Annotated in this window: 21 protein-coding genes and 1 pseudogene; 16 read left to right on the top strand and 6 right to left on the bottom strand. The window is 71.9% G+C overall.

Annotation, left to right across the window (positions count from 1 at the left end; translation table 11 throughout):
• Positions 1-18 precede the first annotated feature (18 nt).
• On the bottom strand, positions 19-975 hold the full coding sequence (locus ACN28G_RS03250) for a UbiA family prenyltransferase (protein WP_091435345.1): 957 nt from the start codon (positions 973-975) through the stop codon (positions 19-21).
• A gap of 202 nt (positions 976-1177) precedes the next feature.
• Here ACN28G_RS03250 and ACN28G_RS03245 point away from each other — a divergent pair, with 202 nt between their 5' ends.
• The 9 genes from ACN28G_RS03245 to ACN28G_RS03205 all read left to right on the top strand — a co-directional run bounded on the left by ACN28G_RS03245 (position 1178) and on the right by ACN28G_RS03205 (position 10434).
• A complete protein-coding gene (locus ACN28G_RS03245; protein WP_091435343.1) occupies positions 1178-1888 on the top strand; it encodes an AfsR/SARP family transcriptional regulator in 711 nt (236 codons plus the stop codon).
• A gap of 40 nt (positions 1889-1928) precedes the next feature.
• Entirely contained in the window at positions 1929-2174 is a 246-nt protein-coding gene (locus tag ACN28G_RS03240; RefSeq protein ID WP_139135618.1) for a DUF1178 family protein, read from the top strand.
• 255 nt (positions 2175-2429) lie between these two features.
• Positions 2430-3440, top strand: a complete 1011-nt coding sequence (locus tag ACN28G_RS03235) for a glycosyltransferase family 2 protein (protein ID WP_091435341.1) — start codon at positions 2430-2432, stop codon at positions 3438-3440.
• A complete protein-coding gene (locus ACN28G_RS03230) occupies positions 3437-4501 on the top strand; it encodes a lysylphosphatidylglycerol synthase transmembrane domain-containing protein (RefSeq protein WP_091435339.1) in 1065 nt (354 codons plus the stop codon). The genes ACN28G_RS03235 and ACN28G_RS03230 overlap by 4 nt, the downstream gene beginning before the upstream one ends.
• A gap of 133 nt (positions 4502-4634) precedes the next feature.
• Positions 4635-5963: an aspartate aminotransferase family protein gene (locus ACN28G_RS03225; protein WP_421480853.1), complete on the top strand. Its 1329-nt coding sequence runs from the start codon at positions 4635-4637 to the stop codon at positions 5961-5963.
• Positions 5960-7012, top strand: a complete 1053-nt coding sequence (locus ACN28G_RS03220; RefSeq protein ID WP_421478381.1) for an NAD-dependent epimerase/dehydratase family protein — start codon at positions 5960-5962, stop codon at positions 7010-7012. Before ACN28G_RS03225 ends, ACN28G_RS03220 begins: the two co-directional genes overlap by 4 nt.
• Positions 7013-7033: 21 nt before the next feature.
• Complete coding sequence (locus ACN28G_RS03215; RefSeq protein ID WP_229688096.1) at positions 7034-8059, top strand: UbiA prenyltransferase family protein; 1026 nt, start codon at positions 7034-7036, stop codon at positions 8057-8059.
• Positions 8060-8146: 87 nt separating this feature from the next.
• Positions 8147-9202, top strand: a complete 1056-nt coding sequence (locus ACN28G_RS03210; RefSeq protein WP_421478380.1) for a glycosyltransferase — start codon at positions 8147-8149, stop codon at positions 9200-9202.
• On the top strand, positions 9199-10434 hold the full coding sequence (locus tag ACN28G_RS03205) for an endonuclease/exonuclease/phosphatase family protein (protein ID WP_421478379.1): 1236 nt from the start codon (positions 9199-9201) through the stop codon (positions 10432-10434). The genes ACN28G_RS03210 and ACN28G_RS03205 overlap by 4 nt, the downstream gene beginning before the upstream one ends.
• Before the next feature lie 197 nt (positions 10435-10631).
• Here ACN28G_RS03205 and ACN28G_RS03200 read toward each other — a convergent pair whose 3' ends face one another.
• The gene (locus ACN28G_RS03200) at positions 10632-11585 is read right to left on the bottom strand and encodes an aldo/keto reductase (RefSeq protein WP_421478378.1); all 954 of its coding nucleotides are present in this window, start codon (positions 11583-11585) and stop codon (positions 10632-10634) included.
• A gap of 240 nt (positions 11586-11825) precedes the next feature.
• On the opposite strand from ACN28G_RS03200, the gene ACN28G_RS03195 reads away from it, so the two are divergent.
• The 3 genes from ACN28G_RS03195 to ACN28G_RS03185 all read left to right on the top strand — a co-directional run bounded on the left by ACN28G_RS03195 (position 11826) and on the right by ACN28G_RS03185 (position 14454).
• Positions 11826-13091 carry a glycosyltransferase gene (locus ACN28G_RS03195; RefSeq protein WP_421478377.1) on the top strand — a complete coding sequence of 422 codons (1266 nt, stop codon included), beginning with the start codon at positions 11826-11828 and terminating at the stop codon, positions 13089-13091.
• A 28-nt stretch (positions 13092-13119) separates the two neighbouring features.
• A complete protein-coding gene (locus ACN28G_RS03190; RefSeq protein WP_091435326.1) occupies positions 13120-13581 on the top strand; it encodes an S-adenosylmethionine decarboxylase family protein in 462 nt (153 codons plus the stop codon).
• A gap of 72 nt (positions 13582-13653) precedes the next feature.
• Positions 13654-14454 (top strand): hypothetical protein, encoded by an 801-nt coding sequence (locus ACN28G_RS03185; protein WP_229688097.1) that lies wholly within the window; start codon positions 13654-13656, stop codon positions 14452-14454.
• 207 nt (positions 14455-14661) lie between these two features.
• Here the strand turns inward: ACN28G_RS03185 and ACN28G_RS03180 are convergent, their stop codons facing one another.
• Positions 14662-15309 carry an FMN-dependent NADH-azoreductase gene (locus ACN28G_RS03180; RefSeq protein ID WP_091435323.1) on the bottom strand — a complete coding sequence of 216 codons (648 nt, stop codon included), beginning with the start codon at positions 15307-15309 and terminating at the stop codon, positions 14662-14664.
• 119 nt (positions 15310-15428) lie between these two features.
• Here ACN28G_RS03180 and ACN28G_RS03175 point away from each other — a divergent pair, with 119 nt between their 5' ends.
• Both ACN28G_RS03175 and ACN28G_RS03170 read left to right on the top strand, forming a co-directional pair.
• Positions 15429-15914, top strand: coding sequence for a MarR family winged helix-turn-helix transcriptional regulator (locus tag ACN28G_RS03175; protein ID WP_091435321.1), 486 nt, complete (start codon positions 15429-15431; stop codon positions 15912-15914).
• Positions 15915-15978: 64 nt separating this feature from the next.
• Positions 15979-16158 (top strand): annotated as a pseudogene (locus ACN28G_RS03170) (substrate-binding domain-containing protein); the annotation flags it as partial.
• A 72-nt stretch (positions 16159-16230) separates the two neighbouring features.
• Here the strand turns inward: ACN28G_RS03170 and ACN28G_RS03165 are convergent.
• The 3 genes from ACN28G_RS03165 to ACN28G_RS03155 all read right to left on the bottom strand — a co-directional run bounded on the left by ACN28G_RS03165 (position 16231) and on the right by ACN28G_RS03155 (position 21194).
• Complete coding sequence (locus ACN28G_RS03165) at positions 16231-19821, bottom strand: caspase, EACC1-associated type (RefSeq protein WP_421478376.1); 3591 nt, start codon at positions 19819-19821, stop codon at positions 16231-16233.
• On the bottom strand, positions 19821-20198 hold the full coding sequence (locus ACN28G_RS03160; protein WP_091435315.1) for a hypothetical protein: 378 nt from the start codon (positions 20196-20198) through the stop codon (positions 19821-19823). Before ACN28G_RS03160 ends, ACN28G_RS03165 begins: the two co-directional genes overlap by 1 nt.
• 105 nt (positions 20199-20303) lie before the next feature.
• On the bottom strand, positions 20304-21194 hold the full coding sequence (locus tag ACN28G_RS03155) for a helix-turn-helix domain-containing protein (RefSeq protein WP_091435313.1): 891 nt from the start codon (positions 21192-21194) through the stop codon (positions 20304-20306).
• Between the two features lie 109 nt (positions 21195-21303).
• Here ACN28G_RS03155 and ACN28G_RS03150 point away from each other — a divergent pair, with 109 nt between their 5' ends.
• Positions 21304-21540 (top strand): GntR family transcriptional regulator, encoded by a 237-nt coding sequence (locus ACN28G_RS03150; protein ID WP_175440463.1) that lies wholly within the window; start codon positions 21304-21306, stop codon positions 21538-21540.
• A 536-nt stretch (positions 21541-22076) separates the two neighbouring features.
• Positions 22077-22826 carry a 5-formyltetrahydrofolate cyclo-ligase gene (locus tag ACN28G_RS03145; RefSeq protein WP_091435311.1) on the top strand — a complete coding sequence of 250 codons (750 nt, stop codon included), beginning with the start codon at positions 22077-22079 and terminating at the stop codon, positions 22824-22826.
• Positions 22827-22845 lie beyond the last annotated feature (19 nt).

The following is a 22845-nucleotide window of genomic DNA, read 5'->3' as shown; positions in this document are numbered from 1 at the left end:
GTGACGAATAGTCGGCTGTCAGTTGACGAACTGGCTCAGCACCGTCAGGTGAACGGCGTACTGGCTGACCATGAAGATCCGGTACGGGCGGCGCTGCCGCCGCCGATCGGTCGCCCCGGTGCCGGCCAGCAGGCAGCCGACCACCGCCGTCGCGCCGACGGTGAGCACGGCCGCCGGCGCGGCCAGCGTCGGGGTCACCAGCAGCGCGCCGATCAGCAGCACCCCGCCGGCCAGTGCGACCAGCGCGGCCATCAGCCGGCGGGCCCCGTGGTCGCCGAGCAGCACCGGCAGGGTACGCCGGCCGGCCGCCCGGTCACCGGCGACGTCGGAGAGGTCCTTGGTGGTGCCGGCCAGCGCCATCCACATCGACATGGCCAGCATCAGCACCACCAGCTCCGGCTCGAACAGGCCGCCCGCCGCCGCGCTGCCGGCCAGGTAGGTGACCACCCCACCGGCGGCGACGACCAGGACGAAGCCGAGCATGTTGCCCTTCTGCGGGCGCGGACCGGCCGAGTACAGCCAACCGAGCAGCAGCATCACCGCGACCAGGCCGGCCAGCCGCAGCGACACCGCCGCGCCCAGCAGCAGCGCGGCGGCGGCCAGCCCGACCGCGATCCGACGGGCGGCGGCGGTCGGCAGCGCCCCGGTGGCCAACGGCCGGTGCGAACCGTTGCGCCGGTCCTCGACCTGGTCGTTCAGCCCGTTGAGCAGATAGACGAACCAGGTCGCGCAGAGCCAGGCGAGCGAGCCCAGCAGCAGCGCCCCGGGGCGGGTCACCACGGCGTGCGGAGCGGCCACCGCGGCACCGGCGAAGAACCGCAACTGGAAGATGACCTGGACGACCGGGCGGGCCTCCCGCCAACTCGCCACCACCTGGCCACCGCCCTGGGCGATGGCTGCCAACGCCGGCACCGCCGGCCGGACCGGGCCGTCGACCCGGAAGTACCGGTCGAGCCCATTCACCGAGTAGGTCATGTGAAACATCGTGAGGCCGCCACACCTTTTCCGGTTCATCCGAGCCACCAACCCGGACTACGACCTAGGTCGCAGGGGTGGCACTACCAAACGCTACTTCCCCACCCCGGACAACACCCGCTACCTGCCCGCCGCGACGCACGCAATTTATGGTCGACCTGTCGCTCCCACCCAGCCAACCACGGAGCACAGCGGAGTCCTCATGTCGTACCACGCAGAATCGTCGACCGCCGAACTGTTCGGCGGCTTCCAGATCACCATTCATGGCAATCCCGTGACGAACTGGCGGGCCGGTCGGTCCCGGGCACTGGTGCAGTACCTGCTGCTGCACGTCGGGCGGCCGGTCAGCCGGGACACGCTGCGTGAGGCACTCTGGCCGCACCTGCCGCCGTCGGCGGGTACCACCTCGGTGAAGGCCGCGGTGCACGGCGCGCGGCGGGCGCTCGGCGGCCCGGCCGGCCGACCGACGCCGGTGCAGATCTGCTCGGTCGACGGTGGCTACCTGCTGCGCGCCGACGAGCTGCGGATCGACGTCACCACGTTCGGCAGGTGGATCGCCAACGCCGAGGCCGCCGTCGCCGCCGGCAACCACGCCGCGGCCGCCGAGCACTTCCATCGCGCGGTGGCGGTCTACCAGGGCCCCCTGCTGCCCACGCAGGACGCCCAGTGGGTGGTGACGGAACGGGAGTGGTGCCGGACCCGGGCCCTGCAGGCGCTGCGGTACCTCAGCGACCTGGCCCTGACCACCGGCGACTGGTGGACGGCGATCCACTGGAACCGTCGGGCGATCGACGTCGACCCCTACGACCCGGTGGCCTTCGCCGTGCTTACCGACTGCCACCACCGGCTCGGTCTCACCTCGCAGGCGCTGCGCTGGGACGACCTTGCCCGGGGCCGGCTGGCGGAGGTGTGACCGCCACCGGATGCCGACAACGCAACTGGAAGGAGCAACCGTGACCACTACCCAACTGCGACCCGCGGTTACCACCGCACCCGGGCCGGTCCGGCCCGTCGACGCCCGGCCTTCGGTGGCGGCGTCGGGGACCGGGCTCGCCCCGCCGGAGCCGGCCACGTCACCGACCCCACCCCGGTCGCTGCCCACCCGGTGGCGCGCGGGCCTGCGGCGGGCCCGGCGGTTCCTGCTGAGCACCGCCGACGACTGCCCGCCGATGCTGCTGCGCCTCACCCAACGCAACTGAGAGCAACCCACCGAACGAAGGCACCCGGTACGCCGACTGGCGTACCGGGTGCCTTTCTGTGCGCGCTCCACGCGCACCATTCCGGGTACGCCGCAGGAATGCGCTTTTGGTCGTAGTCGCCCTTGCCACCTTCGAGGAGATCGGCACCGGAAAAGGATTCGCCACCTTGGCCGGGGATCGACGGCTGCCTAACGTCATCGACATCGGAGTTCCTGGACGTCACAACCGACGTCGGTCGTGAAAGGGAGAGGCCGAATGGCCGCTGATGAGCAGACGGTGTCGGTGATCGTGCCGAACTACAACTACGAGAAAACGCTCGGCGCGTGCCTGGACGCCGTGTTCGCCCAGACGCACCGGCCGTACGAGGTGATCGTCGTCGACGACGGCTCCACCGACCGGTCGAGGGAGATCGCGGCGCGCTACCCGTGCCGGATCGTCGCCGGCGGCGGCAACAAGGGCGTGTCGGCGGCCCGCAACATCGGCGCCCGGGAGGCGACCGGCGAGATCCTCTTCTTCGTCGACTCCGACGTGGCGTTGCGCCCCGACGCGATCGCCAACGCGCTGGCGGTGCTGGCGGCCGACCCGGAGTGCGGCTGCGTGCACGGCACCTACGACACCCGGCCGCTGTACGACGACGGGCCGATCGAGCACTACAAGGTCCTGCACGCGCACTGGTGGCGGCGGCGCAGCGTCGGCCGGGTCAGCACCGCCGTCTTCGCGCTGGCCGCGGTGCGCCGCTCGGTGTTCGCCGCGGCCGGCCGGTTCCACGAGGGACTGCGCGACGCCGAGGACGTCGAGTACAGCGACCGGCTGGTGCGGGTGGCCGGGATCCGGCTCACCGACACGGTGGTCGGCCGGCACGACGACTGCGCCGGGTTCCGCGCGATGCTGCGGGAGCAGTACCGCCGGTCGCTGCCGCTGGCGGCGTTCGCCGGGTCGCACCGGATGCGCGCCGGCAGTGTCGCGGTCAATCCCGCCCTGGGTGTGCTGGTCGCCCCGTTGGTGCTGCTCAGCCTGCCGTTGGGGCTGGTGCACCCGGCGCTCTGGGCGGTACCGGTGGTCTGCTTCGGGCTGTTCCTGCTGGCCGACCCGGGGCTGCTGCCCTTCGTCCGTCGCGAGCGCGGGTCGGCCTTCCTGGCGTACTTCGTCGGCGTGCACCTGGTCGCCCAGCTGGCCATCGTGGCCGGCGCGGCGGTCGGTCTGCTCACCCGGTTGCGCGGCACGGCCACGCCGCAGCCGCTGAGCCTGGCCGAGGCCCGCCGATGAACGCGCCGGGCGGGCCCGGCACGGCCCCGGCGACGAACGCGGGCGGACGCGACGCCGGCCCGACGGCGGAGGCGACGAACGCGCCGGGCGGACCGGGCGGCCGGCACCGCTGGCGGCGGGTGCTGCGGCCGGTGCTGACGGTGGCCTTCGTGGCGGCGGTGGTCGGCGGGGTCACGGTGGCCCTGCGCGGACAGCAGTGGTCGGCCCTGGGCCGGCTGCTGCGCCCGGAGACCGCCGGCTGGTTGTTCGCCGCGCTGGTGGTCACGGCGGTGGGGCTGCTCTGCGGCACCCGTGCCTGGACGCTGACCCTGGCGGCCCTCGGCGCTCCGGTGCCGACCGGGGCCGGGATCCGGATGTTCTTCGTCGGCTTCCTCGGCAAGTTCGTGCCCGGCCGGCTCTGGGGGCTGCTGGCCCAGCTGCGCCTCGGCGAGCAGGCCGGCGTCAGCCGGGTCCGGATGGCCGGCACGTACCTGGTGAACCTGGTCGTGGTGATGCTGACCGGCGGGGCGGTGGGGTTGCTGGTCGCGCCGGCCGTGCTCGGCACCGGGCTGGCCTGGCTGCTCGTCCCGGTCGCGCTGCTGGCGGTGCTGGTCGTCCGGCCCGGGGTGATCGACACCCTGGTCGCGCTGGCCGCCCGGGTGACCCGCCGGCCGCCCCCGGCCACCCTGACCCGACCGGCCGACGTCCGGCGCTCGATCGGGTACCAGAGCCTGTCCTGGGTGCTCTCCGGCGTGCACCTGTGGGTCCTCGCGGTCCTGCTCGGCGCGGAGGCCGGGACCGCCCTGCCGGTGGCCGTCGGCGCGTTCGCCCTGGCCACCACCGCCGGCACGCTCGCCCTGTTCGTGCCGGACGGCGCCGGGGTCCGCGAGGTGATCGTGGTCGCCGCCCTGGCCACGGTGCTGCCGCTGCCGGCGGCGGTCACCGCGGCGATCGCCAGCCGGGTGCTCACCACCCTCGCCGAGATCCTCACCGCCGGCACGGCGCTGGCCGCCGTCGCCCTGCGGGAGCGGGCGACGCGGCCCGCGACCGCCCGACTCACCCCCACCCCCACCACCAGCTGAATCCCCCTCCTCACCCATCCTGAAGGGACCCACCATGGCGAAGCTCTACACGGTCGACGCGGCCGAGCAGCTCTCGATCGACCAGGTGCAGAACCTGTACCGCAAGTACGTGAACAAGAGCCAGGTCAGCCTGATGACCTCGTTCGGCTTCGGCCGGGAGCTGGCCGACCACGCCCAGGGCGCCTACATCCACACCCGCGACGGGCGGGCCATCCTGGACTTCACCGGCGGGGTCGGGGTGCTCAGCCACGGCCACAACCACCCGCGCATCCTCGCCGCCCGCCAGCGCTTCCAGGCCCGGCAGCGGATGGAGGTCCACAAGACCTACTTCTCGCCGTACCTGGCCGCGCTCTCACACAACCTGGCCGAGGTGCTCCCCGGCGACCTGGACATGTCGTTCCTGCCGAACTCCGGCGCGGAGGCGGTCGAGGGCGCGGTCAAGCTGGCCTACAAGTACCACGGCGGCCGGCGCAACACGATCCTGCGCAGCGACATCAGCTTCCACGGCAAGCTGCTCGGCTCGGGCAGCCTGACCGGCAGCGCCCAGAACCACTTCGCCTTCCCCGGCATCCCGGGCGTGGTCAGCTTCGGCTACGACGACCTGGCCTCGGTCCGGGCGGCGGTGGACGCCAGCCGGGACCGGCGGGGCCGAAGCGACGCGTACGCCCTGCTGATCGAGCCGTTCAGCGCCTCGACGATGCGGTGGTGCTCGGAGGAGTTCCTGCGCGGGGTGCGGGAGCTGTGCACCCGGGAGGACATCGTCCTGATCTTCGACGAGATCTACACCGGGTGGGGCAAGACCGGCTCGATGTTCTACTTCATGCGCTACCCGGGGCTGATCCCGGACGTGGTGACCACCTCGAAGTCCTTCGGCGGCGGCAAGTCCTCGATCTCGGCGTACGTGGCCCGTCGGCCGATCTTCCACAAGGCGTACGAGAGCTTCAACGACGCCCTGTTGCAGAGCACCAGCACCACCTACTACGGCTTCGGCGAGGAGACCGCCACCGCGATCGAGGCGATCAACGTGGCGGTGGAGGAGGACTTCCCGGCCCGGGCGCGCGACATCGAACGGATCCTCGCCCCGGGGCTGGCCCGGATCGCCAAGGAGCACCCCGACGCGGTCTCCGAGGTACGCGGCGCGGGTGCGCTGTGGGGGGTCTTCCTCAACGCCCCGCGCGCCCTGGACGCCGTCGCCAAGCTCGCCCCGGCCGGCCTGGCCCGCGACCCCCAGTTCGGGACGAAGCTGGTCACCTGCGCGGTCGTCAACGCCCTCTACCGGGACCACGACATATACACGTACTACACGCTCAACGGAAAGAATCCGCTGGTGGTGGGTCCCCCACTGGTCGTCGACCCGGTCGACGTGGAGCGCTTCGTCGACCGGCTCGACCAGACCCTCGCCCAGGGCCTGCCCCGGCTGGTCTCCCGTTTCGTCAAGGAGAAGGTGTCGTCGCTGTGGTGAACAACGTGAGTGCCAAGACGGTGGTGGTGACCGGCGGCAGCGGAATGCTGGGCGGGCACCTGGTCCAGGCTCTGGCCGACGACGGCTGGCGGGTGCGCAGCCTGGACGTGCGGCAGCCGATCGAGCCGGTACCCGGCGTCGACTACCTGGTCGCCGACGTGCGGGACACCGCCGGGGTGGGCGCCGCCGTGGCCGGCGCGGACGCGGTGGTGCACACCGCCGCGGCCCTGCCCAGCTACCCCGAGGACGAGATCCGCTCGATCATCGTCGGCGGCACCGAGACGGTGCTGGCCGCCGCCGAACGCGCCAGCGCAGAACGGGTCGTGCACGTCTCCTCGACCGCGGTGTACGGGCTGCCGAAGGTGGTCCCGACCACCGAGCGGTACCCGCGCGAGCCGGTCGACCCGTACAGCCGGGCCAAGGCGAGCGCGGAGGAGGTGGCCGAGCGGTTCCGCGAGCGTGGGCTGCTGGTGCCGATGCTGCGGCCGAAGACGTTCCTCGGTCCCGGCCGGATGGGGCTCTTCTCGATGCTGTTCGAGTGGGCCGAGGAGGGCCGCAACTTCCCGGTGCTGGGCCGGGGCGACGTCCGGATCCAGATGCTGGCCATCGACGACCTGGTGGACGCGGTACGCACCGTGCTGCGCGCGCCGGACACCGTCGCCAACGACACGTTCAACATCGCCGCAGACCGGTTCGGCACCATCCGGGAGGACTTCCAGGCGGTGCTGGACGCCGCCGGCCACGGCAAACGGGTGGTCTCCGTACCGGCCCGGCCCGCCGTCGCCGCCCTGGAGCTGCTGCAACGGCTGAAGCTCTCGCCGGTGTACGGGCGGCTGATCCACAAGCTGCTGGCCGACTCGTACGTGAGCGTGGAGAAGGCCCGCGACGTGCTCGGCTGGACGCCTCGATTGTCCAATCAGGACGCCATCCTGCGCACCTACCGCTGGTGGCAGAGCAGCCACCGCACCGCCGCACCGACCTCGGCCGGCCGGACCAGCCGGGACCCCTGGAAGCAGGGCGCTCTCGGACTGGCCAAGGCCGTCTTCTGACCCGGCACCCGGAGGTAGACCGTGACTGTCCTCGTCGACCCGCCCACCCTCGGCGGGTCCACCCTGACCAACCCCGTCAGCCGTACCGGTGCCGTCGGCGTCACCGGAGCCACCGCCGCCCGCACCGCGGTCACCGGCGCGACCACCGACCGGACGCCGCTGCGCGACCTGGTCACCCTGATCCGGCCGCACCAGTGGGCGAAGAACCTGCTGGTGGTGCCGCTGGTGCTGATCGACAGCCCCCGGCTCGGCCTCGACCTGCTCGGCCGGGTGGCCTGGGCGGTGCTGCTGTTCATCATGGTCAGCGCCCTGGTGTACGTCTGGAACGACGTCTACGACCGGCACCGCGACCGGGCCCACCCCACCAAACGGCACCGGCCGGTCGCCTCCGGCCGGGTGAGCGTGCCGGCGGCGTACACCTTCGGTGGTCTGATCGGCGTCGCGCTGGTCGCGGCGGTGTCCTTCGGGCCGGCGTTCCCGTGGTGGCCGTTGGCGGTGTACCTGGCGCTCAACGTGGCCTACAGCCGGGGCCTGAAGCACGTGCCCCTGCTGGACGTGCTGGTGGTCGCCGGCGGGTTCCTGCTGCGCATCACGCAGGGGTACCTGGCCGCTCAGGTGGCCGTCTCCAGCTGGCTGCTGATCTCCGTGTTCGCCCTCTGCCTGCTGCTCATCCTGGGCAAGCGGCGACACGAGATGGCCGTCGGTGGCAGCTCCCACCGGCCCGCGCTGGCCGGCTACTCGGTGCAGTACCTCGATCTGCTGATCGTGCTCTGCGCCGCGGTGACCGTCAGCGGGTTCCTCGGCCACGTGCAGGCCACCGTTCCCACCCCGTACCAGGCGTTGGCGCTGGTCGGCTCGATGCCGTTCGCGATGTTCGCGATGGCCCGCTACCTCCAGGTCGTCGTGGTCGACGGCGACGGCGGCGAACCGACCCGGGTGCTGCTGCGGGACCGGGCCATGCTCGTCAACTCGCTGCTCTGGGGCGTACTGCTCGGCGGCACCCTGCTGGTCAGCCAGTACCCGGCCGTACTCGATCTCGTTCCCTGACCGGTGGCCCGGACCGGGTCGCCCCGCCGGCGGCCCGGTCCCCCACCCCGGTCCCTTCCCCCGCTCGTTGATGAGGAGAGCTCCGCGATGACGACCCCGACCACCAACCCGCTGGTCTCGGTGATCATTCCGAACTACAACTACGCCAACTCGATCGGCAGGTGCGTCGACGCCGCCCTCGCCCAGACGTACCAGCCGTTGGAGGTGATCGTGGTCGACGACCACAGCACCGACGACTCGCTGGCCCGCGCCCGCCGGCGCGACGTGACCGTGCTCCAGACACCCCGCAACAGCGGGGTCGCGGTGGCCCGCAACACCGGGGCGGCCGCCGCCAACGGCGAGATCCTCTTCTTCGTCGACTCGGACGTGGCGCTGCGCCCCGACGCGGTCGCCAAGGCCGTCGCCGAGTTGGCCGCCCACCCCGAGTACGGCGCGGTCTGCGGCATCTACGAGGAGGAGCCGCTGATCCGGGACAGCATCGTCGAGGAGTGCCGGGTGCAGCAGGCGTACTGCTGGCGGATGACCTCGCTGGGCGAGGTGAGCTTCCTGTTCTCCTCGCTGACCGCGATCCCCCGCCGGGTCTTCGACGAGGTCGGCCCGTTCAACCCCCGGCTGCGCCAGACCGAGGAGGTCGACTACGGCGAGCGGATGTCCGCCCGCTACCAGATCATGGTCACCGACCAGGTACGCGGCTGGCACGACGACGACCACGAACTGCTGCCGCTGCTGCGCAAGCTGTACCGCCGGGCCCGGCTGCGGGTGCCGCTCTTCGCCCGCCGGCGCAGGTTCGCCAAGGGTTTCGAGAGCCCGGCCCGCTCCTTCGGCACGGTGGCCGCCCTCGGGGCGCTGGCCAGTCTGCCGCTGGCCGTGCTGCACCCGGCGTGGCTGCTGCTGACCGCCGTGCTGTTCGGGGTGTCGCTCTCGGCCGACACCGACATGTACCGGCACGTGTGGCGCAACCGGGGCGTGCCGTTCCTGACCGTCTTCACCGGCGTGGTGTTCCTGACCAACGTGGCGATCGCCGCCGGCATCGCGGTGGGCGCCGCCCAGTGGCTGCTGTCGCGTGACTTCCGGAACCTGTACGACGCCGACTGGTCGGGCGAGGGCTCGCCGGCCACCACCATGGTCGGAGCGGCGGCATGAGTCTCCTGCTCGACCCCGTCCCCGGCGCGGTCACCACCGCGCCGGGGACCCCCGGGGTCCCCACCGACCACCCGACCGGCCCGACCCGCTCGACCGGCCGGGCTCGGCGACCGGGCCGACGCACCGTCGGCGGGGGGCGGGGTGGTCGGTGGCCGCGGCGGACCCGGCTGCTGGTCGGCCTGGCCGCCGCCTGGGCCGGGTTCCTGGCCGCCTTCCTGCTGCTGACCGGCGGCTACTGGTGGTGGCGGCCGGTCGAACTGGCCCCACCGCTGGTCTTCGCCGCCGTGCCGGCGTTGCTGCTGCTGCTCGCCCCGCTGGCCCGCCCGGTCCGCGGCCGGCTGGCCGCCGTCGCGGTCTGCCTGGTGGTCGTCGGCCTGGACCTGGCCGGGCTGAACCCGGCCGCACTGCCCGGGGTGGGCGGTGCCACCCCGGCCCCACCGGGGGCGGTACGGGTCTTCGCCTGGAACACCGAGTACTGGTCCGACGGGGACGACCCGCAACGGTTCTACGACTACCTGGCCGCCCAGCGGGCCGACGTCTACCTGCTCAGCGAGTACGTCGGCTGGGACCTGGCCGGACACCGCCCGGTCCGCGTCGACCACCTCGCCGAGCTGCGCCGACGGTTCCCCGACTACCAGGTGGTGGCCACCGGCGAGCTGCTCACCATGTCCCGGATGCCGATCCGGTCGACCCGGCTCCTCGATGGCTGGCCGTACCTGACCGACCCGGCACGCCACGGCGTACCGGCCAACTCCGACTTCGACGACTACTACCGGCACAAGGTGCTCCGCACCGACCTGACCGTCGACGGTCGGGTGCTCTCGGTCTACAACGTGCACGTGCCGGTGCAGCTGGACATCTCGATGGACCCGACCTCGGCCGAGTTCACCGAGTTCATGCGGGCCCAGCAGGACCGCCGGCAGGCCCACTACCGTGCGCTGCGGGCCGACCTGGCGGCCAACCCGCACGGCCGGCTGATCGCCGGTGACTTCAACGCCACCAGCGCGATGGGCGAGCTACGCGAGCTGGCCGCCCAGGTCACCGACGCGGCGCGGGCCAGCGACACGCCGTACCCGGTCTCCTGGCCGGACGGCGACGCCCCGAAGTGGCGGCTGGACTGGGCCTTCACCGACGGCCCGACCCGCACCCACGACTACCGGATGGTCCCGGCCGACGGCATGTCCGACCACCGCGGCCAGCTGCTGACCGTCTCGGTCGGGCAGGACGGCTGACCCCGGGTACGACCGGTCGCCCCGCTCCGCCCCGGAGCGGGGTACCGGCATGCGGTCGGCCGGCCAGCGGGTCCCGGGGGTGCGGTCGGTCGGCCCTGCTCCTCGCCGGAGCGGGGTCCCGGGGTGCGGTCGGTCGGCCACGACGACGGGCAGGGGACGCGATCGCGTCCCCTGCCCGTAGCGGTCCGGGTCTCCGCTCAGACCGCCTCGTCGAGGCGCTGGCGCAGCTCGGTCGGCAGCTTCAGGTCGGTCGCCGCGAGGCACTCGTCCAGCTGCGCCACCGAGCTGACCCCGACGACCGGCACGATCGACGGGTCACCGCCCATCAGCCAGCTCAGCACCACCTGGTTCGGGGTGGCGGCCAGCTCGGCGGCCACCTCGCCCAGCACCCGCAGCCGCCGCTCGGTGCCCGGGTGCTCGTAGTGCTCCGGCAGCGGCTTGTCCGCCCGGGTGTAGGTGCCCCAGAGCAGGGTGCTGTACGCGAACATGGTCAGGTCGCGGCTGCGTACCAGGTCCAGCAGTTCGTCGCTGGCGTGCACGTGCCCACCCTCGGGCAGCGCGGTCGCCGGCCGGGGCAGCAGGTACGAGTAGCGCTGCTGCACGGCGGTGTACGGGGTCCAGCCCCGGGCCGAGGCCAACGCCCGGGTCTCGGCCAGCCGCCAGGCGGCGTGGTTGCTGGCCCCGAGCACCCGTACCTTGCCCTCGGTCACCGCCTCGTGGAAGGTGGCCAGGGTCTCCTCGTCCGGGGTCTGCCGGTCCTCGCGGTGCGCGTAGTACAGGTCCAGGTGGTCGACGCCGAGCCGGCGCAGCGACCCGGCGAGCTGCTCGCGGATGACCGACGCGCCGAGCCCCTCGGCCCCGCCGTCGGCCGCCAGGCCGGAGCCGACCTTCGACGCCAGCACCAGGTCGTCCCGGCCGCCCCGGCTGGCCAGCCAGCGGCCGAGCACCGTCTCGCTCTCCCCACCGGAGCCACCGGGCACCCAGAACGCGTAGCAGTTCGCGGTGTCGATCGTGGTGCCGCCGGCCTCGACGAACCGGTCCAGGATCGCGAACGAGGTCTCCTCGTCGATCTCGGTGCCGAACGACATGGCGCCGAGGCAGAGCTGGCTGATCTGGATTCCCGGGCCACCGGAAAGCTCACGTTGCCTCATCAGTCCTCCAAGGATGGGCGGATCCGTCGGCCACAGAATAGGGACGACGACTGTGGAAAACGGGCCCCGGACGAATATCTACGACCTTGTGCTGATGCGGAATGGGACCTGGGGTGCATTCCCGCCGACGGCTACGACCCGCCACCTTGTCCGGCTCGTCCGGCCGGCCATACGTTCGCCAGGCAACACCGAGTCGTTCGCCATCAAGTCGGAAGCCGTTTCGGACGAAGGGAGGCCGTCATGCGGGTCGGTCTCGTACCCGGGGTGTGGTCGTACGGACTGGGTTCGGTCTCCACGGTGCTCGCCGTGCACGAGGCGGTCCGCCACGCGGGTCACACCCCGGTGCTGTTCGCCGCGCCACACTTCCAGCCGATCCTCGACCGGTTGGGCGTGCCGGCGGTGCCGATCCCCGGGCCGACGCGGGCGGCGTACCCGGACGACCCGGTGCTGCGCCTGGACGACCTGCTGTCCCGGTCCGCCTACGCCGACCGCGACCTGGTGGAGACGGTGCTCGCCGCCCAACTGCGACAGTTCCGCGAGTACGACGTCCAGGTGCTCTTCCACGACTACGACCTGACCACCGTGGTGGCCGGGGCGCTGGCCGGGATCCCGGTGGTCTCCCCGGTGACCTGGCCCGACCACCTCTCCTTCGGTCGCGGCAGCGACGGCTGGCAGCCGATGGACACCCGGGCGCTGGCGGCGTTCCGCCCCGCGCTGCGCCGCACCCGACACCCGGAGGCGATGTCGCTGTCGGAGGTCCTCTTCGACTGGAGCACCCGGTTGGTCTATCCGCTCACCCCACGGATGGACCCGCTGGTCGGCCTGCACAGCACCGGCGAGTACCTCGGTCCGCTGACCGCGACCACCCTGGACCGGGGCCTCGCCGCCGGCCCGCCGGACTGGCCCCGGCCGGGACACACCGGGGTGCTTGCCTACTCCAGCGGACCACCGATGGACGCCGACTGGTACCGCCGGCACTGCCTGGCGGCCTTCGAGGGCACGACGGTGGACGTGCTGATCGCCGCCGGCCGCTCCGACGGGGCCGGGCCGAGGGTGTCGCCGGCCGCCAACGTGCAGCTCTGGCCGTTGCTGCCGCTGCGTGACCTGCTCGGCCGGGCCGGCGCGCTGATCTGCCACGGCGGCCGGGGCACCCTGGCCAGCGGGGTGCGTGCCGGCGTACCGCTGATCGTCTTCGCCGGTGGTGACCCGGAGCGCGAGTACTTCGCCGACATGCTGGCCCGGCAGGGGCTGGCCGCCAACTGCGCCGCCGACGACTGGCGGCCGGAGCGGCTGCGGCACCTGGTCCGGCAGGCCGCCGCCGCCCGCGCGGCCCGCACCACCCCGGCCCCTGTCACCCCGACCGGCGCCGGCCTGGCCGGTGCCGGCCTGACGACGGCCGCCGGTCTGACGGCGGGTGGGTCGGCGACGCGCGGTGCGGCGCGGGTCGTCGAGATCATGCAGGAACTGACCGCCACCCCGAGCCGGCTGGCCGTCCTGGCCCGCTGAGACCGGCACCCACGAGGAGGAGATCCCGATGCGTCAGCGTTACCTCGCCCACCGCACCGCGCTGCGTCACGACGACCACTACGGCGACGAGTTGACCCTCCGGCTGTCGGAGGTGACCGACACCCGCGCGTTGGACGACGGCGACGCTCTGCACACCTTCATGCTCGATCTGGTGGCCCGGATCGGCATGACGGTGATCGCCGGCCCGCTGGTCGCCACCGAGGAGGGGCCACCACAGCAGGCCGGCAAGTCGGCGGTGGTGATCCTCGCCGAGTCGCACGCGGCGATCCACACCTACCCCGGGCTGCGCCAGGTCTTCGTCAACATCTTCTCCTGCAAGCCGTTCCGGGAGGCCGACGTGCTGGACGAGCTGGGCCGGCTGGTCGGTGACTTCGAGATCAACGAGCGCTCGTTGACCCGTCGGGGCGAGAACTGGCCCCGGGCCCTCGGCCCGGCCACCCGGCTCTGGCGCGCTCAACGCCACGGGTGAGAGGACTGACCGGGGCTCCACAGTGGCTAACCAGGCGCTACCGTGGGTCGGTGGACGGGGGTACGCATGTCGATGTCTGAGTCGTCGGTCCCGACGCGGAAGCCGCCGGGACCGACCCGGGTACGCCGATCCGCCCTGGCCGCCGTGGCGATCGTGGTCGGCCTGGCGGTGAGCGGGTGCGCGATGTCCCGCCGCGACGGTGACGCGGTGGCCCGGGAGGCGGCGGCGAGCGAGGCGGAGCAGCTCGGTGACGATCTTGGTTACCGCAACCGGATCCGCGACGCGGAGTACATCGCCGCGACCGAGATCGCCGAGGAGGTGCCGGCCGGCACCATCGTCACCCGCCGGCAGCCGTTGAGCTGGTCCGGTCGCACGTCCGGCAGCGAGCAGGCCACCATCGACGTCCGGATCGTCGTCGAGGTGGCCGAGTCGGGGAGCGTCTACAGCGACCGGGGCAACTCCGCCGGCCAGGCCACCCGCTGCTACCGCTACCTGCTCCGGCTCAACGCGTACGCGACGTACGACGAGATCGACTGTCCGGCGGTCGCCGATCCGCCGGTGCCCAGCGCCGCGCCGGTGCCGCGCCTGCCCGAGGACGGCCGGAAGCGGCTCACCGCGGCATTGCGCGGGGCCACCCCCGACACCCTCGCCGAGCGGGTACGCAAGGCGTTTCCCGCCGAACACATCACCGTCGACACGGTCGTCCACCAGGGGGCTCTCGTCGCCGCGGTCGGCGTGCCCGTCGAGCGGGAGTGCCTGCTGATGGTCCGGAAGCCCGACGGCGACATCGTCTCCCCCGGTTACGACCGGATCTGGTTGGAGCCGGGCGAGACCGGCTGCGGCACCGGCCTCTACGTCTCGCCGCCCCGCTGACCCCTCCCGGCACCATCCGGTGGTTGTCCCGCCGGCGCGTCGGATAGGGGCGCGGGCGGCACTGACCGCGCCCGATGGGCGACCATGACGTTGCGCCCCGCGCACCTGGCCCGCGACCTCACCCGCTGACCCGGGCCGCCGGCCACCCACTGACCGAGCCCCGCCCGCTGACCTCGCGCCGGAGCCCCGCCCGGCCCGCCCGGTGGCTCAGGCGGTGACGGGCAGCGCGCCGAGGGCGCGACCGGCCTCCCGGGCGGCCCGTACGGCTTCGGCGTGCAGGTCGGCGGCCTGGTCGGTGAAGGCGTCGAGGGCGGGGTTCACCCCGACCAGGGTGAACTCGCGTTCGATGACGGTCAGGTCGGCGCCCCAGCAGTCGGCGACGATGCGGCGCAGGTAGGGCGTGGCGTGGTCCCAGCCCTCCCGGGGCGTGCCCGCGCCGTACGCGCCACCGCGCACCATGGCGAGCACGGCCGGCTTGCCGGCGAGGAACGGGACCCCGTTCGCCCGCGGGTCGGCGAGAATCAGGTCGACGTACGTCTTGAAGTGCTGGGACACGCCGTAGTTGTAGAGCGGCACGGCGAACAGGATGGCGTCGGCGGCGACGAGTTCGTCCACCAGCGTCGCGGCGAGGGCGACGGCGTCGCGCTGCTCTTCGGTCCGTTCCTCGGCCGGCGTCGCGCCGGCGGTGACCGCCGCCGCCCAGGCCTCCGCCGGCAGGGTGTCCACGCCGATGTGCCGCCGCTCGACGGTGTCACCAGGGTGGCTGTCCCGCCACTCCTGCTCCACGATGTCGGCGATCTCGCGGCTCGCCGAGCCGTGTGTACGGATGCTGGCGTCCAACCGGAACAAGGTCACTGCCACTCCCAGACGTCGAAGTTCAACCTTGAACCAGAGCCTAGACCCCCGACGTTCAAGCTTGAACCCACTGAGACGCGGCTCACTTCACGATTGAAGCGCGGCCGTAGACTGGCCGCATGCCGGACGAACCCGCTTGGCTGACCGAGCAGGAGACCGAGGCCTGGATCGCCCTGGCCAAGCTGGTGTTCAAGCTGCCCAGCGCGCTGGATGCCCAGCTCCTGCGGGACAACAACCTCACCCTCTTCGACTACTTCGTGCTCAGCATCCTGTCCATGTCACCCGGGCGGACCCGCCGCCTGAGCGAGCTGGCCGCCGAGGTCAGCAGCTCGCTGTCCCGCCTGTCGAACGTCGTCAAACGCCTCGAACTACGCGGGCTGCTGCGCCGCCAGCCCGACCCGGAGAACCCCCGCTACACCACCGCCGCGCTCACCGACGCCGGCTGGGACCTGGTGGTCACCGCCGCCCCCGGCCACGTCACCGCCGTCCGCCGCTACGTCATCGACGGCCTCACCCCGCACCAGATCGAGGTACTGCGTGAGGTCGCCTACCACGTCACCCGGCAGGTAGCCGACGCCGCCGACCCGGACACCCGCCCCTGCTGACCAGCACGCCCGAAGCGGGCCCCGCAGCGAATCTTGGACACCTACCGTCCAAATAGAACGGTAAGTGTCCAAGATCTACACGCCGGTCGGGCACGGAGAGAGCAAGGCGAGCTCGGAGGAAGACGGGAGCCTGAGCATCGACGTGCCGGGACAGATCAGCGTCTTCGGCTGGGACGACGACGAGATCGGCCGCTGCACGCGTCCGGCCCTGTCGACCGTCAGCGTCGACCGGGAACGGCAGGGCCGGCCTGCTGCGGGGATCCACCGGCCCCGCCCCGGTGAGGTGAGCGGGGCGAGCTCGTGGGCGCTGGTCACCTCACCCTTCGTGCCGCCTGGACCGACGCAGATCGCCGGTCAACTCTGCCGCCACCTGCTCCGGTTCGGCCAGGCAGCGCCAGGCGGGCACCCGACGGACAGGCGTGGCACCACTGTTGAGGTCGAGCCGGGCGAACACCCGGCGTAGCCCCCGACCATCCGGGTCGCCCAACGGATCGTCGACGACGACACCCAGCTCGGCATCCCCTTGACTCACCACGAGATCGGCTGCCCACCCGGCCACGGAGACGTCGCGTCGCACGCGCACATTCGCGTTCCGGAGGACAAGGTGCAGTCGGTCCGCCGGCCCGGTCGCAGCGGCGGGTCGGGCGTCGGCGACCTCACGGAACAGGGCCAGGGCGGTCAGCAGGCCACGTTGACCCGACCACCACGACCGGTCGCCGACCACGACGAGCTGGGATCGCGCCCGGGTGATGGCGACGTTCCACAAGTTGGTCTGGTGCACCAGCCAGCCCCGGGTACGGTCCGGAACGCCGTGCGCTCCGACCGGCGAGACGACCATGACGTCCCGTTCGCTGCCCTGGAACCGGTGGATCGTCGCGCAGAGCAGGTTGTCGGTGAGACCGGCGTCGCGGAGGGCCGCGGCCAGCTGCCGTTGATGCGCGGCGAGCGGCGTTACCACCCCGATCGAGGCGCTCGGATGCGCACTTCGCAGGCCGGCGACCTCGGCGACGACAGCCTCGATCTCGATCTGGTTGAACCCTGATCCGGACGGCCCGAGGCTGAACCGTCCGGGCACGTCGCGCCAGCGCACCGCCGGATCGGTCGGGGCGACCAGCCGGGCCGGGTCCGTCAGCACGGTGAGCCGCCCCTGGTAGACCTCCCGATTCGGCACTTCCACGATGTCGGGGTGGCACCGGTAGTGCTCGTCGAGGAGATGCGTGGAGCCCGCAGCGGAGGCGAACGCGTCGTACGCGGAATGGGCCGTGTAGGTCAACCGCCGGGCGGTCAGCCACCCGGTACTGAGTGCCGCTCGGGCACGTTCGGTGACGTCTTCGGTCTCCGGCAGGTCCACCACGGGTGCGAGCTGACGGGGATCGCCGATGAGCAGTGCCCGCTTGGCCCGAAAGAGCATGGGCAGGATCGCGGGAACCGTGCACTGTGCCGCCTCGTCGATGATCACGAGGTCGAACATCGCGGGGCTGCTCCTCAGCCGCCGAGCGGACAGGGCAGTCACCGCCCAGCCCGGCAGCACCCGTAGCAGCTCCGGAAAGTACGCCCAGCTGTCCGACTGCGGCTTGGACATCTCGTCGGAGCGATCCTGGAGCAGCCGTGCTCCGGCAGCCACCCGTCGGGCGATCCGGTCCCGCAGCAGGTCGATGCTGAGGGCGGGCCGCTCGGTGCCGGTGATGTCGACCAACCGCCGCCAGGAGGTCTCCGCGTCAGGCAGCTCCGCGAGGAGCCGTCGGAGTTCCCGCCAGCGCAGCTCGAGAACCGCCCGTTCGGCGAGTACCTCGACGGCGTGCCGGTCGACGACCTGGTACGAACGCAGCCGCCACCGGTACCACCAGCCGAACCACCTGCTGGCCAGCGCCCGGTCGGTCAGCCGGACGAGACGCGCCAGCGCCGGGTCGTCGGCGGGCAGCGCAGCCGCACCGGTGGCTGGCTCGCCGCCACGCTCGACGGCCAGGTCGGCCAGGTCCCGTTCGAGCAACCGCCGCTCGTCAAGCGTCGCCCGGAGGTCGGCCGCCTCCTCCGCCAGGAGCCGCAGCTCGTGCAGGGGTGTCCGGTCCTCCGGTGTGCCGGGCAACTCCGCCGGTGGATACGCCGCCAGGATGTCGGCGAGGTGCTTCGGTTCCTGCATCCGGTGGTCCTTGTTGCCGGTGCGCACCAACAGGCCCGGGCCGATCAGGTCGGTCACCCGGTCGAGCACCGAGTCGACGGCCTGGTTGCTGGTGGAGCCGATCAGCACACTCTGACCGGCGGCGGTGGCGGTGGCCAACAGGGCCGTGACGAGTTGACTCTTACCGGTGCCCGGCGGCCCCTGGGCCACCGTCAACGGCTGTGCCATCGCCGCCTGGATGATCTCTTCCTGCGCCTCGTTCGCCGCACTCATCGCCACCGTCACAACCGGCGTCGGGGCTACCTCGTCCGGTCGCAGAGCCAGCGCGCCCAGCGCCGTGCGCTCGATGAGCCCGGGGTTCCTGACCATCCCCCGGAGATCCTCGACGAGCTGCCGCTGGGGCGACTCGGCGGCGTCGACGGTGTACAGGATCGCGGCGTTCTGCACCCCGTTCACCTGTCCCGGTCGGATGGTGCCGACGAGCGCGGCCGGGTCCAGCTCCGTCACCGGGCTCAACCCGAACGTCTGCACGAGCACGTCGACGGTGGCGGCGAGGGCGGCGGGATCACCCGGTGTGAAGGCCTGCTCGACCCGCTGCAGCAGCTCGTCGCCCTCCACCTCGGAGAGCTGGAACAGGTCGACGAGTGCGGCGCTGGGGCGGGGCGGGAAGGAGGCGTGCAGCACGTCGTCCGCGCCGACGGTGACGTCACAGACCAGCAGCGGAGCGAACCGGAGCGGCTTGTGACGGGTCGGCCGGACGACGGCGACCGGGTAGCCGTACTGCAACTCCCGGCCGTCGGCGCGGGCCCGGGCGGCGAGCCCGGCCGCCGAACCGCCCAGCTTGACGGGCGTGACGGAGGTGAAGACCGCCTCGGATCCCGGCGGTGCCGCGACGAACGTCCCGGCGGCCCGCGGATCGACGAGGGACTGCAGCACGCTCGACCGTCGCATGCAGTTGATGTAGTAGGTCACCAGCCGACGCCACTGGTCCGCGTCGAAGGGTGCCTCGTCCGCCGGGCTCGAGGTGACGGCCGTGACCCGTTTCGCCGCAGCGGCGGAACCGGGCACCGTCACCAGTCGGATCGGCTCGGTGACGCCCTCACTCGACTCGACCGGAGTGTGCTGGCGACGCCGGGCCATCTCCGTCGGGGCGTACCGGGAGAGGTCGTTGGTGGTGATCCAACCGTCGTCGGCCGGGCCCGCGGCCTCACCCCGCAGACCGTTGAGCAGCACCTCGGTGAAGACCGACGGGTGGTCCGGCCCCTGTGCCTTCGACGCCTTCAGGTGCGTACTCGAGGTCAACACGAAGGTGCCGCGCTGACGCTTCAGCCGGCGCGGTTCTTCCCGCACTCCGCCCCGGAACCGGTGCCGGGCGGTGAACGCGCCGGAGAAGCAACAGTCGAGGAGAACCACCTTCTGGCTGGCCTTGGTGTCGTTGAGCAGATGACGCAGCATGCCGTCGGCGTCGAACGCCGTCGCGTGCAACTGCCCGCTTACCGTGTCGGTCGCGGCCAGGAACAACGACTGACCGTCACCGTGCAGCACCCCATGGCCGGAGTAGTAGAGCAGGGCCAGGTCACCCGTACGCCGCGCGCCGTAGAACTCCTCGACGACCTGACGCAGCCGCGCCGCTGGCAGGTCCAGTTCGGCGCGTACCGTGTCGAACTCACCGGCACCGTCGAGCAGCGCCTTGAGTTGCGCCACGTCCTGTCGTACCGATGGAAGGGGCGCAAGTTCGCGGTCGACCTGGCAGGTGGCCGTGCCGATCAGCAGGGCGTGCCGTCCCATCAGGGGCGGGTCCGTTCGATCGCGGCCCGCACCGTGCTGACCAGTTCATCGGTCTGGCCAGGGGTGGGCCGGTCGATGGTCAACTCGATGTCACCGACCCGCAGGTGAACCCGACGGCCGGAATGCCGTCGCAGGAAGGCCAGGACCACGTCGACCAGCGCTTGCAGGTAGCCGGGATCAGCGCCCGCCAGCACGGTGACGACACCGAGCGCCAACTCGGCGACGCCCTTGGCATCCGGGCCGGTGGCGAGCTCGACGCGTTCCACCTCGCCGATGTCGCGGAGGTCGTCCGCCAGTTCGTCGGTCAGCTCACCGAGCACGAACTCGTCGTCGTCGACAAGCGAAGTGAAGTCGATCCGAATGCGGACGTGGGACATCCAACCTCCTGTCAGAGCGGTGTTGACCAACCTATGGAAGAAGGACGCGTCGGAGTCTCGACTGTCGGCTTGCCGATCGAAGACCGTCGGTCAGGCGGCGCCCGATCAACATTCATCAAGGTCCAGTTCGTCAAGGGCCTTGCCGATGAGTTGGGCCGACTGGTCCCGGTCGAGGGCGAGGGTGTCGAGGCTGGCCCAGACCCGTTCGTACGCGGCCAACTCCTTCGGGCGGTCGAGATAGAGCGCACCGCTCAACGACTCCTGGTAGACCACCGGAGCCTCGGGCTCGCCCCGGTTGCCCGGTGGGAAGTCGAGCAGCACGAACGCCCCCGCGACCGCACCCCGATGTGGCCCGGCGGCCAACGGCAACACCCGAACCGAAACGTGCGGCAGCCGACCCACCGCCAGCAGCTGCCGCAACTGGCCCGCCATGGTCGCCGGGTCACCCACGACCCGCATCAGCACCGCCTCCGACAACACCACCGCCAACCGAGGCGGCGCGGGCGACCGCCGCCGCAGCAGGGACTGTCGCGCCAGCCGCGCCCCGACCACCCCTTCCCGCTCACCGTCGGGCCGATGCCGGCAGGCAACCGTCGCGTACTCGCGGGTCTGGAGCAGGGCGGGGACCAGGACGTCCTGGTACTCGCGGAGTCGGCCGGCGGCGGCCTCCAGGCCGGCGTAGAGGTCGAACCAGTCGGGGATCGCGCCACCGTAGGCGAGCCACCAGCCCTTCGCCCCGGTCTCCCCCGCCAGTGCGACCAAAGCCGAGGTCAACCTGGTACGCGCCTCGTACAGCTCGCACATGACCCGGACGTCCACCCCACGGGCCGGGCCGACGCCGCTCTCGGCCCGCCACACCTTGTGCCGACTCCACCCCAACGCCCCGGCCGCTCCCTCCAGGGTCATCCGCGCCTCGGTCCGCAACTCCCGCAGCGCCCGCCCCAACGCCCGACGGGGCACGCTCGACGCCCCATCCCCGGTCAGCTCCACGGTCACCTCCCCTCGTCGTTTCGCTGCTCGATGGCAGTTTACAACCAAACAAGTCTTTCAAGCTAAGAAAGGCATAGGCGGCAAGACCGGACGAGAGCTGTGGTGAACTCCGGCCATGGTGCCCTACGAGCCGCTGTGGCGAAGGATCCGACGGGAGATCCAAGCCAAGATCGCCGCAGGCGTCCTTAAGCCCGGCGACAAGCTCCCGACCACCCGGGAACTCGCCGAGCAGTACGACACCTCGGGCGTCACGGTCCGCAAGGCCATCGACATCCTGCTTGAGGCAGGCGTCCTGGAGGGCCGGCAGGGTGTGGGCGTCTTCGTCACCGACACTCGCGACGAAAGCGCATAGCGCTGCACCAGGCGAGGGCCGGCCGACGGCGGAGGTTCCACGGAAGCGCCGAGCTTCCGGATCGCCTGGGCGTCTCCCGGGGACCGAACAACGGCCTTGAGCACCCGCCGACCCACCACCCTTGAGGCCGATCAACCGGCCCCACACCACCGCCGGCACCGTGCCTTGAAGTGAATCTTGGACACTTACCGTTCTATTTGGACGGTAAGTGTCCAAGATCTACACCTGCCCGGGTCACTTCAACGGATCGCTGGCGGTTTCTGAGCAGGGCCGATGGGGTGAACGCTGTGCTGGAGGACGCCTGACGACTCATCGCCGTCGTCCTGGGCAAGGTTCACCATCGCGCCACGCCAGGTCGAAGCCGCAGCCTGCCTCCGCCGATGATCGACGATCGGCGATCGAAGGAATCCGGGCCGGAGGGGGCATCGATCTCGCCTGCGGCGCGGCACGCCAACTACATTCCTGGCGGGACCAACCCGCCGTCCAGGACGTCAACGACCGACTCCTCACCCTGATCACCCCGTAGGAGCCACCGCGTGAGCAGCCTCGCCGAGATCGACCATGCCAAGCAGGCCGTCCGACAGCATGTCTGGGACCTCCTCGAACGTGAGAACGCCGCCCCCGCCGGGGTACACGGACACATCCCCGACTTCGTCGGCAAGGACGCCGCAGCCGACCGGCTCGCCGCCCTGGATGCCTGGAAGGCGGCACGGGTGATCAAGTGCAACCCCGACCGCGCCCAACTTCCCGTCCGAGTGCGGGCGCTCCAGGACGGCAAACTGCTCTACCTGGCGGTACCACGCCTCGCCGCGCCCAAGCCCTTCTACCTTCTCGACCCCGCCACCTTGGACGCGCCGTTCGACATCGCCGCGACCAGCGCCGGAGCACCGGAGGTCGCTCCCACCGTGGGCCCGGACGAGATGCAGCCCATCGACCTGATCGTCTGCGGTAGCGTCGCCATCAGCCGACGCGACGGTGTCCGGATCGGCAAAGGGGCAGGTTACGCGGACCTGGAAGCCGCCCTGCTCGCCGACGCGGGCCTCGCCACTGCCGACACCGTCATCGCCACCACCATCCACCAGGGGCAACTCCTCGACGAGGCGCTACCCCACGCAGGCCACGACTTTCCGGTCGACCTCGCCGTCACCCCACACGAGGTCCTGAGCTTCCCGCCACGACGCAAAGCCCTCTCCGGGATCGTCGCGCCCCACCTCCGCCCCGACCAGCTCGACCAGATCCCCGCCCTGTCCAACCCCGCTCACCGGGCCGGCATGCCGTCCACTTGACCGGAGCCGCGCATACTGA

It is taken from the genome of Micromonospora sp. WMMA1923 (assembly GCF_049179195.1).
GTDB classification, from domain to species: domain Bacteria; phylum Actinomycetota; class Actinomycetes; order Mycobacteriales; family Micromonosporaceae; genus Micromonospora; species Micromonospora yangpuensis.
This window is presented reverse-complemented; position numbering and strand designations above follow the sequence as displayed.